Source organism: Halorubrum ezzemoulense DSM 17463 (assembly GCF_002114285.1).
Taxonomy (GTDB): Archaea; Halobacteriota; Halobacteria; order Halobacteriales; family Haloferacaceae; genus Halorubrum; species Halorubrum ezzemoulense.
The window spans coordinates 15,030-27,474 of record NZ_NEDJ01000043.1 but is presented as its reverse complement, the minus strand read 5'-3'; the positions used below and the strand labels follow the sequence as shown (position 1 = coordinate 27,474).

At 71.3% G+C, this 12,445-nt stretch carries 14 protein-coding genes; 4 read left to right on the top strand and 10 right to left on the bottom strand.

Annotation, left to right across the window (positions count from 1 at the left end):
* From B9H04_RS12020 to B9H04_RS12005, 4 genes are all read right to left on the bottom strand, one after another.
* On the bottom strand, positions 1–220 hold a 220-nt coding region (locus B9H04_RS12020; RefSeq protein ID WP_276327505.1), incomplete at its 3' end, for an AN1-type zinc finger domain-containing protein.
* Positions 221–348: 128 nt separating this feature from the next.
* Positions 349–537 carry a hypothetical protein gene (locus B9H04_RS12015; RefSeq protein WP_049932484.1) on the bottom strand — a complete coding sequence of 63 codons (189 nt, stop codon included), beginning with the start codon at positions 535–537 and terminating at the stop codon, positions 349–351.
* 89 nt (positions 538–626) lie between these two features.
* Entirely contained in the window at positions 627–1,334 is a 708-nt protein-coding gene (locus tag B9H04_RS12010) for a type I 3-dehydroquinate dehydratase (protein WP_049932486.1), read from the bottom strand.
* Between the two features lie 84 nt (positions 1,335–1,418).
* A complete protein-coding gene (locus B9H04_RS12005) occupies positions 1,419–2,393 on the bottom strand; it encodes a transcription initiation factor IIB (protein ID WP_006114298.1) in 975 nt (324 codons plus the stop codon).
* A 255-nt stretch (positions 2,394–2,648) separates the two neighbouring features.
* Between B9H04_RS12005 and B9H04_RS12000 the strand changes: the two genes are divergently transcribed.
* From B9H04_RS12000 to B9H04_RS11990, 3 genes are all read left to right on the top strand, one after another.
* Positions 2,649–3,446 carry a helical backbone metal receptor gene (locus tag B9H04_RS12000; protein ID WP_049932502.1) on the top strand — a complete coding sequence of 266 codons (798 nt, stop codon included), beginning with the start codon at positions 2,649–2,651 and terminating at the stop codon, positions 3,444–3,446.
* A complete protein-coding gene (locus B9H04_RS11995; RefSeq protein ID WP_049932488.1) occupies positions 3,443–3,991 on the top strand; it encodes a DUF84 family protein in 549 nt (182 codons plus the stop codon). The genes B9H04_RS12000 and B9H04_RS11995 overlap by 4 nt, the downstream gene beginning before the upstream one ends.
* A 153-nt stretch (positions 3,992–4,144) precedes the next feature.
* A complete protein-coding gene (locus B9H04_RS11990) occupies positions 4,145–4,399 on the top strand; it encodes a DUF7123 family protein (protein ID WP_049932489.1) in 255 nt (84 codons plus the stop codon).
* A gap of 6 nt (positions 4,400–4,405) precedes the next feature.
* On the opposite strand, the gene B9H04_RS11985 is transcribed toward B9H04_RS11990, so the two are convergent.
* From B9H04_RS11985 to B9H04_RS11970, 4 genes are all read right to left on the bottom strand, one after another.
* A complete protein-coding gene (locus B9H04_RS11985) occupies positions 4,406–5,017 on the bottom strand; it encodes a winged helix-turn-helix transcriptional regulator (RefSeq protein WP_085682740.1) in 612 nt (203 codons plus the stop codon).
* 91 nt (positions 5,018–5,108) lie between these two features.
* Positions 5,109–6,242: an SPFH domain-containing protein gene (locus B9H04_RS11980; protein WP_085682739.1), complete on the bottom strand. Its 1,134-nt coding sequence runs from the start codon at positions 6,240–6,242 to the stop codon at positions 5,109–5,111.
* Between the two features lie 109 nt (positions 6,243–6,351).
* Positions 6,352–6,843, bottom strand: coding sequence for an SRPBCC family protein (locus tag B9H04_RS11975; protein ID WP_049931343.1), 492 nt, complete (start codon positions 6,841–6,843; stop codon positions 6,352–6,354).
* Positions 6,844–6,877: 34 nt separating this feature from the next.
* Positions 6,878–8,878 (bottom strand): bacterio-opsin activator domain-containing protein, encoded by a 2,001-nt coding sequence (locus tag B9H04_RS11970; protein ID WP_085682738.1) that lies wholly within the window; start codon positions 8,876–8,878, stop codon positions 6,878–6,880.
* 222 nt (positions 8,879–9,100) lie between these two features.
* On the opposite strand from B9H04_RS11970, the gene B9H04_RS11965 reads away from it, so the two are divergent.
* Positions 9,101–11,164: an AAA family ATPase gene (locus B9H04_RS11965; protein ID WP_085682737.1), complete on the top strand. Its 2,064-nt coding sequence runs from the start codon at positions 9,101–9,103 to the stop codon at positions 11,162–11,164.
* Positions 11,165–11,251: 87 nt separating this feature from the next.
* Here B9H04_RS11965 and B9H04_RS11960 read toward each other — a convergent pair whose 3' ends face one another.
* Both B9H04_RS11960 and B9H04_RS11955 read right to left on the bottom strand, forming a co-directional pair.
* Complete coding sequence (locus B9H04_RS11960) at positions 11,252–11,476, bottom strand: hypothetical protein (protein ID WP_049931340.1); 225 nt, start codon at positions 11,474–11,476, stop codon at positions 11,252–11,254.
* Between the two features lie 65 nt (positions 11,477–11,541).
* Positions 11,542–12,324 carry a bacteriorhodopsin gene (locus B9H04_RS11955; protein ID WP_080508572.1) on the bottom strand — a complete coding sequence of 261 codons (783 nt, stop codon included), beginning with the start codon at positions 12,322–12,324 and terminating at the stop codon, positions 11,542–11,544.
* Positions 12,325–12,445 lie beyond the last annotated feature (121 nt).

The following is a 12,445-nucleotide window of genomic DNA, read 5'->3' as shown; positions in this document are numbered from 1 at the left end:
GGGCGGCGCCGCCCCGCGCGTCGGCGGCGCCGCCCGCGGCCCCGCCCTCGACGCTCTCGTCGAAGCCGCTGTCGAAGACCCCGCCGGGGTCGTCCCACTCGGCGAGGCCCGGACAGTTGTGGTTCTCGGGCAGTCGGTGCTCGGCGCAGAACGTCTGGCCGCACCGCTTACACTGGTACGGGAGGTTCTCGTACTCCCCGCATTCGTCGCACGTCGCCATTGACGACACTTACGCGGGCGGTCGTAAAGCGGTTTGGCTCCGTCCCGGGCGCGTCGGCCGGTCGGCGACGCGGCGAGCCGGGCCTGGCGACCGGATCGACGTGCGCGACGGCGACGCGGTCGCCGCGTTCAGTCCAGTACCCGCCCGGCGACGACCGCGACGGCGACCCCGGCGACCGCCACGCCGACGAGCGTCGGGACGAGTCGGCCGGACCCCCACTCCCACCCGAGGAATCGGGTGCCGACGACCGCGACGAGGGCGATGAGGAGGCCGAACGCGGAGACCACCGACGACTGATCCGATCCGATGAGGGCCATCTCACCGCCGTAGTTCGACGGCGGGCGTGAAAAGTGTCCGCCCCTACGCGCGCCCGGTTTGCTGTCCCTACGCGTCCGGCTCGCCGCCTCTACGCGCCCGGCTCGCCGCCTCGAAGCCTGTCGACGAGGGTTCGGAGCGTCGCGAGCGGGTACTGCCCCGGCGCGGTCGCCTCCGCGGGGTCGACGGGCGCGTAGCCGATCTTCGAGCCGTAGACCGGGGCGACCGCGCGGGTGTGACGCCCCGGCTCGCCCATACACATCGTCGCGACCCGATGGCCAGCGACGGTCGCCTCGTGGGTCGCCTCGAGCATCGCCAGCGCGTCCGCCGGGGCGGTCGCGGTCGTCGCTAGCTTCCCCACGTCGCCCTCGCTCGCGGCGTCGGCGAGCAGGTCGACCAGCGCGGCCGGCTCGGGCGTCGACTCGAAGTCGTGGACCGACGCGACCACCGCCACCCCCTCCCTTCGGGCCGCGTCACGCAGCGCTGTCGCGTGCGACTCCTCGGCCGGGTCCGGGTGCGTCCCGCGCAGCGCGGCGAGCTCCACGTCGACCGCGGCGACCGCGTCGCGGGCGACCGCGTCGGAGAGCGCGTCGTAGCGCGCGAGCCCGTCGGCCTCGCCGCCCTCCCACGACGCCCGGTTCGTGACGAGCAGGGGGAGCTCGCCGTCGTAGCTCGCCAGCTGGTCGCGCGGGGCGTCCGCGAGGTCCATCCGGAACTCCACCGCGTCGGCGTGGTCGCGGGCCCGCGGCTCCTCGGAGAGGTCGGCCGTGCTCGCCGCGAGGACGAACTCCTCGAACATACGCGGGCGTACCGCGGGCGGGGACTTAGCTGGTCGGGGTAGAACGGTGTGGGAGTCGGTCGGGTCGGCGGGGAAAGCGTCCGCTTACGCGACGAGGCCGTCCTCGGCCTCCAGCAGCTCGTGGTACCGGTTCCGGATGGTGACCTCGGAGATGTCGGCGACCTCCGAGACGGCGGCCTGCGTCGTCTTCTCGTTCGTGAGGAGCGCGGCGGCGTAGACGGCGGCCGCGGCGAGGCCCACCGGCGACTTACCCGAGTGGACGCCCTTCTCCTTGGCGTTGCGGAGGAGGCTCTTCGCGCGCATCTCCGACTCCTCGCTCAGTTCGAGGTCGGAGGCGAACCGGGGGACGTACTGCTCGGGGTCGGCCGGCTTCACTTCGAGCTTCAGTTCGCGGACGACGTAGCGGTACGTCCGCGCGATCTCGGCCTTCTCGACGCGCGACACGTCGGCGATCTCGTCGAGGCTGCGCGGGACGCCGGCCATCCGGGCGGCGGCGTACACGCAGGAGGTGGAGACGCCCTCGATGGAGCGACCGGGGAGCAGGTCCTCGTCGAGCGCGCGTCGGTAGATGACCGAGGCCGTCTCGCGGACGTTGTCCGGGAGCCCCTGCGCGCTCGCCATGCGGTCGATCTCGCCGAGCGCCTGCTTCAGGTTGCGCTCCTTGGAGTCGCGGGTGCGGAACCGCTCGTTCCACTTGCGGAGCCGCTGCATCTTCTGGCGCTGGCGCGCGCCGAGCGACCGGCCGTACGCGTCCTTGTCGCGCCAGTCGATGTTCGTCGAGAGCCCCTTGTCGTGCATCGTGTTCGTCGTCGGGGCGCCGACGCGGCTCTTCTCGTCCTTCTCGCGGGAGTCGAACGCGCGCCACTCCGGGCCGCGGTCGACCGAGTCCGCCTCGACGACGAGCCCGCAGTCGCTGCAGACGGTCTCCCCGTGTTCCTCGTCGTTGATGACGTGCCCGCCGCACTCCGGGCAGCTGAGCGTCTCGTCCGTGTTCTCCGATTCCTCCTCGTTCGTCTCCGTTCGGGAGCGACTCCCCCGTGTGTGTAGTCGTTCACTCATAGCTCGGTGGCCCCCGGAAACTGAAACTGCCCGAGAGCGATCTTACGTTACCGTCGGCAGAAGATAACTTAAAACGACCGGAACGTGTCGCTCGGATCTCGACAAAAGAACACGATCTATCACGCGTTTTCGCCGATCCCCGATCGGTCGGGACGCGCGGACGACCTCGGCCGCCTGCGGCCGCTATCACCGCCGCGGCGCCGCGTCAGCGTGGCGATCGAAACCGTTGAGACGACCGCGACCGGATCGGACGCCATGTCCGCGCCCCGTGTCGTCTCGCTCGCACCGAGCGCGACCGCGACGGTCGCCGGCCTCGGGGCGGCCGACCGCCTCGTCGCCGTCACCGCCCACTGCGACCTCCCGGACGGCTCCAACCCCGGGTCGGCGCACGGTTCCGACCTCCCGACCGCCGTCGGCGGGTGGCTGAACCCCGACCTCGACCGCGTCGCCGCCCTCGACCCGGATGTCGTCCTCACGAGCGACGCGCTCCAGGCCGACCTCGCGGCCGCCTGCCGCGACCGCGGCCTCGACGTCGCGCACCGCGAGCCCGCAACGCTCGACGACGCGTTGGACGGGTTCGCGGCCCGCGGCGCCGACGTGGACCGCCCCGAGGCCGGCGAGCGCCTCGCGGCCGACGCCCGCGAGCGACTCGACCGGATCGCCGAGGCCGTCGCCGACCGCCGCCGTCCGACCGTGTACTGCGAGGAGTGGTCCGACCCGCCGATGGCAGCCGGCAACTGGGTCCCCGACGCCGTCCGCGCCGCCGGCGGACGCTACCCGTTCGCCGAGCCGGGCGAGCGCTCCCGCGAGGTGGAGCCCGCAGACGTCGAGCGCGCCGATCCCGACCACGTCGTCGTCCACGTCTGCGGGCACGGCGACCGCGTCGACCCCGCCGGCGTCGCCGGGCGCGAGTGGGTCGACGCCCCCGTTCACGTCCTGGACGACTCCCTCCTGAACCAGCCGAGCCCCGCCCTGATCGACGGCGTCGAGCGGCTGGCGCGCTTGCTCCATCCCGAGGCGTTTTCGGCGCCGGACGACGACGCCCGGACATGACGATCCTGCGAGTCGGCGTCGGCAGCGGCAACCCGGTGAAGCGGCGCGCGGTCGAGCTGGCGGTCGGGTCGGCGGGCGACGACGACCTCCCCGGCGGTCCGACCGGCGTCGCGGTCGAGTCGGTCCCGGTCGACTCCCGCGTGAGCGAGCAGCCGACCGGCCACGCCGAGACGGTCGCGGGCGCGGAGAACCGGGCCCGCGCGGCGCTCGAACCCGACCGCGACCTCGGCGTCGGCATCGAGGGCGGCGTCGCGGGATTCGACGGCGCCGACGAGCGGTTCCTGATCATGTGGGCGGCCGTGACCGACGGCGACCGCGTCGGCCGCGCCGCCGGGCCGAGCCTCGCGCTCCCGGCGAACGTCGCCGCCCGCATCGACGACGGGGCGGAACTCGGTCCCGTGATGGACGACCTCCTCGGCACCGACGGCGTCGCGACGCGCGGCGGCGCCGTCGGGGCGCTCACGAACGGTCGCGTCGACCGGGCGGAGGCGCTCGCGGCCGCGGTGAGCGGCGCGCTCGGTCCCTTCGTCGCCGAACTGTACTGAGCCCGTCCGCGTCGCCGCCCCGGTTCGAAGACCGTACCCAAACCCGCTGCTGGGACGGGACTCTCGCTCGTCTCACCGTGGAAAACCGCAGGACAGCGGCGTGTTAACCCGACCTACCAACCGGCTTATGCGTGGTGATGACGTGATGGCTGTATGAGCACGGCTCACCCGGACGCGGTCGCAGCCGAATCGGCCGGCCTCTCCGCGAAACAGGCGCGTATCCTGCGGTACCTCCGCGAGAACGCGTCCGACCGGACGTACTTCAAGTCGCGGCTGATCGCCAACGACCTCGACCTCTCGGCGAAAGAGGTCGGCGCGAACATGAGCGCGGTCGTCGACGCCGCCACCGATATCGACGTCGAGAAGTGGGGGTACTCCTCCGGCACGACGTGGATGGTCACGGCCTGACCGAAGTCAGGGGTCGTACGCGACCAGCGACGCCGCCTCGTCGGCGAACGCGACGGCCTCGGCGTCGAATGAGTCGGCGTACCGGACGACGAGCGTGAGCAGCCGCTCCGGCTCGGTCAGCGCGTAGCCGTCGGTCCGGTCGAGGAGGCCCGCGCCCTCCAGGTCGGCGGCCGCCGCGCTTATCGTCGGCCGCGAGACGCCGAGGGCCTCCGCGAGGTCGGCGCCGGTGGCGCTCGGGTCGCGCAACAGCGCGAGGATCATCCCGCGGGGCGTCCCTCGCCGCAGGTAGCCGAGCGCCCGCTTGTCGGTCTCGTCGAAGCGCCCGGCGGGGAAGAAGCGCCGGTAGTCTGCGTCCTTCACCGACTCGATCTCGCCCGCCTCTTCGAGCTTCCGGAGGTGGTACTGCGCCTCGCCGGTGCCGAGCCGGAGGTCGTCGCGGAGCTTCGAGAAGTGCGCGCCGGGGGTCGTCGGCACGTAGCCGCGGATCGCCTCCCGCGTCTCGTTCGCGTCCCCGCTTCCGTCGTCCGCGCTCGCGGTGCCGACGAACGGCGCGGCCGCTCCGACCGCGGCGAAGCGGCGGAGCGTCTCGCGTTTCCGTCCGTCGAACCCCTCTGTCACGCCGAGTAGTAGTCTACGCCCCGACAAAAACACTTCGTTCGATCCAATTCGGCGCGGAGAATCGACAGCCTTGACCGCGCTCCGCGCCGATTTACTGCTCCTTCTCCACTTCCGCCGCCTCTTCGTCGTCCATCTCTTGGATGACCTCGTCCGCGGACCTGATGCTCGCGCCGGCGTCGCCCGACTTCACGGCTTCGGCCTCCTTCTCTAACTCCTCGACGTTCATCTCCGCCGACTCCTCGATCTGGCCGAGGATCTCGTCGATGTCGTCGAGGCCGAGCATCTTCCGCGTGTCGGCGTCGAACTCCTTCCCGTCGAGCCCCTCCATCTCCTGAACGTCGGAGCCGGAGAGGGCCTTGCCGTAGCGGCCGACGAGGCTGGTGAGCTCTTGCGGGAGGACGAAGGTGGTGGACTCGCCTTTCCCGATCTCCTCTAGGGTCTCCATGCCGCGCTCGATGATGGCGCGTTCGCCCATCGACTCGGCGGAGCGGGCGCGGAGGACCGTCGAGATGGCGTCCCCCTGTGCTTCGAGGATCTGGGACTGCTTTTCACCCTGCGCGCGGATGATGTTGGACTGCTTGTCACCCTCGGCCTGCTCGACCGCGGAGCGGCGTTCACCCTGCGCTTCGAGGATCATCGCGCGGCGGCGGCGCTCGGCGGAGGTCTGCTGCTCCATCGCCTGCTGGACGTCTTTCGAGGGGTTGACCTCGCGGACCTCGACGCTCTCGACGCGGATCCCCCACTCGTCGGTGGGCTCGTCCAGTTCCTTGCGAATCTTTGCGTTGATCTCTTGGCGCTTGTTCAGCGTGTCGTCGAGCTCCATGTCGCCGAGGACCGCCCGGAGGGTGGTCTGCGCGAGGTTCGAGACGGCCTTCTTGTAGTCGTCGACTTCGAGGAACGCCTTCTTCGCGTCCATCACCTTGATGTAGACGACCGCGTCGGCGGTCACGGGAGAGTTGTCCCGCGTGATCGCCTCCTGCCGGGGCACGTCCAGCGTCTGGGTCCGCATGTCGAACGGGTACGTGCGGGAGACGAACGGCGGGATGAGGTTGATCCCCGGTTCGAGCAGTTTGCGGTACTCGCCGAAGACGGTGAGCGTCTTCTTCTCGTAGGCGTCGACGATCTCGAACGACTGCCAGAGCGTGACGACCACGAGCAGAAGCGCGAGCAGGCCGACACTCACGAGCCCGAAGCCGAGGCCGGCTTGGAGGGTGATCGGTTCCATGCCTCCTAGTTAGGCCATCCCACGGTTAATAGTTCGCCTGTCGACGCCGTACCGTCCCGCAGTCCCCGGGTCGCGGCGCCGCGGCCGCGCGCTGCCCGCTCCCGAAGCGTCACTCGTTCCCGTCGAACTCGGCCGCGACGCTCTCCAGCGCCGCCCGGAGTTGCCGCTCGTTGAACCGACGGACAACGGGTGCGCCGAGCCTCGTGAGCGCGTTCTCCGGCAGGCCGTACGTCGCGGCGTACGTCAGCTCCGTCCCCCGGTCGACGGGCTCGGTCCGGAGGTCGATGGTGCCGGTGAGCCGCCCCCGGAGTTCGAAGACGTGGCGCTCGGACGGCTCGTGGAGGGTCTGGACGATCTCGCCGTCGATGCCGACTCCCGCCATCCGGTAGGTGTACGAGAGGCGCTTCCCGCCGTTCGCCAGCGGTTCGACGTCCCGAACGTCCGTGAGCCCGGGCGTGACCGCCGCGTGGTTCGCCGGATCGTCGAGGAACGCGAACACGGACTCGGGGTCGGCCGCGACGACGATCGCGTCGCTCGCGGCGAACGGATCGTCGCCCGCGTCCGGCCCGTCGTCGCTCGGGCTCGACTGCTCGTCGCTCATGCGGCGGCACCCCCGCTCACAGACCCCTGGGCCATCAGTTTGACCGGGGATCGACGTACGCCTCGACCAGCTTCCGCTCGGCCGCGCGGAGGTGCTGGTGGAACGTCTGTCGGGTGATCCCCATCCGCTCCGCGATCTCCGACCCGTCGACCGGCCGCGGCCACTCGAAGTAGCCGTTCAGCTCGGCGGTCTTCAGCGCCGCCCGCTGCCGGTCGGTGAGCCGCTCGTCGACCGCGGCCGCGAACTCAGCGACGGTCCGGTCGCGGCTCTCGCGCTCGACGCGCGAGCGGAGCTCGACGCCCTCGTACTCGTCGCGGAACACGTCGAGGATCGACCGGACGTCGCGCTCGGGCGGCGCCTCTATCGTCAGCGTCGCTCCCTCCGGCGTGGCGGTCGCCTCGGCGACGACGCCGCCGTGATCGGCCAGCTGGGTGAGCGGCGGCGACTCGGTGACGGTGACGGCGAAGCTGACACCGTCGTTCGTCTCCGAGACGGTCCGCATCGATTCGACCAGCGGGAGGGAGGCGAGCTCGTCGAGGTCGACGCCCTCGCCGTCGGCGCGGAAGTACAGTTCGCAGGCGTCGTCGTCGAGTCGCGTCGTCCCGAGGTGTTCAACTTCCCCGCCGACCGCGTCTGCGATCCGCGCGAGCGACGCCGTCGAGTCGCGGATCCCGACCACGAGCTCCACCACGCGGTCGGTCGTGAGTATCTCCGTGGTCTCGATGGAGTGGAGCCCGTTCGCGATCATCTTCCCGACGGACTCGCACACCCGCCGCTCGCGGCGGTCGAGCACGTCCGCGCCGCTGCCGTAGATAGCCAACAGGCCGTACTGCCGCTCTCCGTACGTCAGCGGCACGACGAGGAGGCGCCGCCCGCCGGCGGTCTTCGGTTCGAGCGGGCCGTCGGCGACGTGCTCTATCGAGCCGCTGTGCGGCTCCCCCGTCTCGACCGTCTCCCGTACCTCCGCCGGCGTCTCCTCGATGTCGAACGTCGCGCCCGACTCGACCGCCACGCCGCTCGCGGCGCGTATCTCGAGCCGACCGGTCGCGGACGACACCTCGCCGATCCACCCGCCGGCGTACCCCGGTTCGCCGGCGACGACCTCGCACACGCGCTCCGAGATGACGCCCGAGTCGCGGTTCTCGACGAGGATGCGACTGATATCGCTGAACAGCCCGTTCACGCGGCCCAACACCCTGTCCAGCGAGCGCCGCTCCGTCGCGAGCTTCTCGGCGCGCTCCTCGGCGAGCCGCTCCGCCGCCTTCCGCTCGCTGATGTCGTTCTGGAACCCGACGTAATGGGCCAGCTCGCCCTCCTCGTCGTAGATCGGCGCGACCGTCAGCTCGTTCCAGAACGGGGTCCCGTCGCGCCGGTAGTTCCGGATCTCGACGGTCGCCTCCTCCTCGTTCGCGATCGCTTCTCCGATCTCGTCGACGGTCTCCGGGTCCGTCCCCGGTCCCTGGAGGAACCGCGGGTTACGGCCGAGCGCCTCCTCGACCGGGTAGCCGGTGTGCTCCTCCCACGCGTTGTTGACGTACACGAGCGGGTAGTCCGGGAGGTCCGGATCGCTCATGCTGATCCCGATCGGCGCGTCCTCGACGGCCCGCGTCACCTCTCCCGCGGACGGCTCGTGGTCGGACACGTCCTGTCGCGGCTCCGCGGTCGGCACCCCCGAGCAGACCGTCGAGATGTCGGAGACGAGCCGTTCGATCGACGCCGATCCGTTCTTCTGGAGGAACCTGTCGACGCCGTTCTCGAAGGCGGCCTCGGGGACGCCCTCCTCGTCCGTCTCGGTAAACATCACGACCGGGACGCCCGCGTCGGACTCCTCGATCGCGGTCGCGAGCGCAACCCCGTCGTCGCCGGCGAGGGCGTACTCGCTGACGACGCAGTCGTACTCCCCGGTCGTCGCCTTCGCGACCGCGGACGAGGCCGTGTCAGTGCGCGTCACTTCGAACCCCGCGGCGCCGAGCGCCGTCTCAATCCGATCGCTCCCCTCCTCCGGGTGGACGAGGAGCGCCCGAGCGTTCGCCATGCTCCGCCCTTCGCACCGACACGGGTTAATGCTTGCCTGCCTTCCGGCGGTCCGGGTCTCCCCCCGCGGGTCGGACGACTTGGACGGCGTGGACCGACCGCCCGGGCTCCAGTCGGCTGTCCAGTTAGGGGGTGATTACTTTGTGGTCGGTAGGCGTAACGATCGACGTATGCTGTCGACGATAGTCGCCGCCGGACCGTCCCGCGAGCGAGCCCGGACACGATGAGCGTGCGCGTTCCGGTCCGCGAGCCGCCCGCGTCGGTTCCCGAAGACCGCGTCGGCCTCCCCGAAGCCGTCCTCGCCGACCTCGGCGTCGCCCCCGGCGGTTCGATCGCCGCCGAGGGGTCGCACCGCGTCGTCGCCCCGGTCGTCGCGGTCGACGCCCAGACGCGTGCCGTCTTCCTCCCCGAGCGGCTCCGCCGGAGCGCCGGACTCGATCCGGGTGACAACGCGACCGTCGCGGCGTCGTCGCTCCCGGTCGCGTCGTCGATCACGCTCCGGCACCGGCAGTCCGTCGACCTCGAGCGGAGCGAGGACGCCATTCGCCGCCGGCTCGATCGGCGGGCCGTGGCCGTCGGCGACGAGGTCGAGGTGACGCGCCTCGGCGGCGCGCTCACGCTCCGGTTCGACGTGCGGGACGTGACCCCCTCGTCGCCGGCGGTCGTCGGCGACGACACCGAGATCGCCGTCGCGGCCGACGACGGCCCGGACGTCGTCGCCGAGTCCCCGGGAACCGGTGGCCCCGGCGCCGGCGTCGTTCCGACGGCGACGTTCGACCGCCTCCTGGACGCCGTCTCCACGCGGTTCGACGCGGCGGAGACCTTCGAGTCCGCCGGCTCTCCGACGCTCGGGCTGCTCCTCCACGGGCCGCGCGGGTCGGGGAAGACGACGCTCGTCGAGGCCGTCGCGGCCGCGACCGACGCGACGCTCGTCCGCGCCTCGGCGGCCCGGCTCCGAGGCGAGCGGACGAGCGACCGCACGGACCGCCTCGACCGGCTCGTCGAGGCGGTTCCCGCGGGGGAACCGACGGTGGTCCTCCTCGACGACCTCGAAGCGCTCGGGGCCGACGACGGTGCCGACTCCGCGCTGGCCGACCGCCTCCGGTCGACGGTCGACGAGCTCCGCGCGGGGGACCGGACGGTCGTGATCGGCGCGACCACGGACCCCAGCGGCGTGCCGTCGGCGCTGCGCCGCGGCGGGCGGTTCGACCGCGAACTGGAGGTCGAGCCGCTGACGGCGGCCGAGCGCGCCGACGCGCTCGAAGCGCTCTGCGAGGGCGCGTCGCTCGCGATGGATGTCGACTTCGAGGCGGTCGCGGCGCGGCTCAACGGGTACGTGTTCGCCGATCTGGCGGTCCTCGCGGACGCGGCGCTGGAGCGCGCGGTCCGCCGCGACGGCCGGACCGCGATTCGGATGGCCGACTTCGACGCCGCGCTCGACGACGTCGAGGCCACCGGGCTGCGAGAGGTCACCGTCGAGTTCCCCGCGGTCGGCTGGGACGAGGTCGGCGGGCTCGACGAGGCGAAGCGGGAGCTGGTGCGCGCGGTGTACTGGCCCTTCGAGTACGCCGACCGCTTCGCGGAGCTCGGGATCGACCCCCCGTCCGGCGTGCTGCTGTACGGCCCCCCCGGAACCGGGAAGACGCTGCTCGCGCGCGCGGCGGCGAGTCTCAGCGACGCGAACTTCATCCCGGTGCACGGGCCCGAACTGCTCGACAAGTACGTCGGCGAGTCGGAGAAGGCGGTCCGCGACCTGTTCGCGACCGCCCGCGAGAACTCTCCGGCGGTGATCTTCTCCGACGAGGTCGACGCGATCTCGCCCCGGCGCCGCGGCGACGACACCGGCGCCGGCGAGCGCGTCGTGTCGCAGCTGCTGACCGAACTCGACGGGCTGGAGCCGCTGACCGACGTCGCGGTGATCGCGGCGACGAACCGCCCGGACGCCATCGACGAGGCGCTGCTCCGGCCGGGCCGGATCGAGAAGGCGGTCGAGACGCCGCTCCCCGATCGAGACGCCCGCAGGGAGATCCTGGAGATCCACGCCCGCGAGATGCCGACGGCGGCCGGCGTCGACCTCGACGCCCTCGCCGACCGCACCGGCGGCTACAGCGGCGGCGACATCGCGGCGCTGGTCCGGGAGGCCGGGCTGCTCGCGATCGAGGACGCGATCGTCGACGACGGACCGGTCGACCCGACCGTCGGGCGTGACCACTTCGAGCGCGCGCTCGCCGAGACATCGCCCTCGACCCGGGACGGGAGGGCCGACGCCGGGCTGCCTGAGAAGTGAACGGTCAGGGAACGGGCGCGGCTCGTGCGGAGAACGACGGCACCGCCGCGATCGGCGGTGCGACGCGAGCCGCGCTTCTCGCCCGCCTCAGTCCGACTCCTCGTGGAGGTTGAGGACGAAGTAGACGACGCCGATCATGGCGACCAGCTCCAAGGCCGCCATCGTCCAGAACCGGGCGTTGAACCCGCCTCCCGGCTCCTGTAGCGTCGGGATCAGGAATATCCCGACGAGCGCGGTCACGACGCAGGCGGCGAGTCCGACGACGGACCGTGTACGCAGCACTGGCGGCTGTTCGGTGGTAGTGTCAGTCATGTCGAAAAATGAACGCTGGAAACGGTTGAACCGTGTTGTTCTGCCGCGTCGGGTCCGCTAGCCGATCAGTCCGCGGCGGAGGCCTCGGCGCCCGCGGAGGGCTCCGGTGCTTCGGTGTCGCCGAGGATCGCGCGGCTGCGGAGCAGGATGAAGCCGAACCCGACCTTGGCGGTCACGTCGAGCACCATGAACAGGAGGGTCTCGATGCCGAGGCCGACGACGCCGGCACCCTCGGTACCGATGATCCACAGGATCGGGTAGGCCGTCCAGAGCACCAACACCAACGCCGTAAGGGTGTTGAACGTGCTCGCGACCTCGGGACCGCGCTCCTTCGCAGCGGCGCGCAGGCTCGTGGCGAGGAAGTACAGCACGACGATCATGCAGATCGTGCTGAACAGCCACCACGTGTACCGCGCGAGCGGCGTGTGCGAGAGCGCGCCGACGAGTCCGGTGACGATCATCAGCGCGTCGACGCCGACGAGCGTGCCGATGCTCACGCGATCGACCTTCGCCAGCAGCGCGAGGTCGAGCAGCAGCAGCGGCGTGGTGAACAGCCAGTCCGCGTACCGCGCGTAGTAGATGTCCAGCATTTCGCTGCCGACCTGAACTTCCGTCAGGCCGATGCCGAAGAACATCGACAGGTACGCTGCCGACGCGATCCCCGGCACGAGGATCGTGATCGAGTAGTACTCACGGGCCTCCTTGTCAGTGACCCCCCATCCTTTAACGATGAAGTAGAAGGTCCCGATGAGCATCAGTAGCGTGCCTATGCCCAACCAGAGCGTCTCGGGGCGACCGTCCCCGAGCAGATCAGCTCCAACGGCTGCGGTTAGCGCTATCGGGTCCATACCCACTTCGTTATACTGTGTATATTCTATTCAGATCGATGCCAACCTAGTCAGGTATCGCCCCGTGACGACGCCCCCTTCTGGCGCGGGGTCCGGCGCCGGTCGACCCTGACGGGCCGCG

Bases quoted from the DNA above. Each gene is read 5' to 3' on its own strand.
- B9H04_RS12015 (WP_049932484.1), bottom strand. From the start codon at position 537: ATGGCCCTCATCGGATCGGATCAGTCGTCGGTGGTCTCCGCGTTCGGC.
- B9H04_RS12010 (WP_049932486.1), bottom strand. From the start codon at position 1,334: ATGTTCGAGGAGTTCGTCCTCGCGGCGAGCACGGCCGACCTCTCCGAG.
- B9H04_RS12005 (WP_006114298.1), bottom strand. From the start codon at position 2,393: ATGAGTGAACGACTACACACACGGGGGAGTCGCTCCCGAACGGAGACG.
- B9H04_RS12000 (WP_049932502.1), top strand. From the start codon at position 2,649: ATGTCCGCGCCCCGTGTCGTCTCGCTCGCACCGAGCGCGACCGCGACG.
- B9H04_RS11995 (WP_049932488.1), top strand. From the start codon at position 3,443: ATGACGATCCTGCGAGTCGGCGTCGGCAGCGGCAACCCGGTGAAGCGG.
- B9H04_RS11990 (WP_049932489.1), top strand. From the start codon at position 4,145: ATGAGCACGGCTCACCCGGACGCGGTCGCAGCCGAATCGGCCGGCCTC.
- B9H04_RS11980 (WP_085682739.1), bottom strand. From the start codon at position 6,242: ATGGAACCGATCACCCTCCAAGCCGGCCTCGGCTTCGGGCTCGTGAGT.
- B9H04_RS11975 (WP_049931343.1), bottom strand. From the start codon at position 6,843: ATGAGCGACGAGCAGTCGAGCCCGAGCGACGACGGGCCGGACGCGGGC.
- B9H04_RS11970 (WP_085682738.1), bottom strand. From the start codon at position 8,878: ATGGCGAACGCTCGGGCGCTCCTCGTCCACCCGGAGGAGGGGAGCGAT.
- B9H04_RS11965 (WP_085682737.1), top strand. From the start codon at position 9,101: ATGAGCGTGCGCGTTCCGGTCCGCGAGCCGCCCGCGTCGGTTCCCGAA.
- B9H04_RS11960 (WP_049931340.1), bottom strand. From the start codon at position 11,476: ATGACTGACACTACCACCGAACAGCCGCCAGTGCTGCGTACACGGTCC.
- B9H04_RS11955 (WP_080508572.1), bottom strand. From the start codon at position 12,324: ATGGACCCGATAGCGCTAACCGCAGCCGTTGGAGCTGATCTGCTCGGG.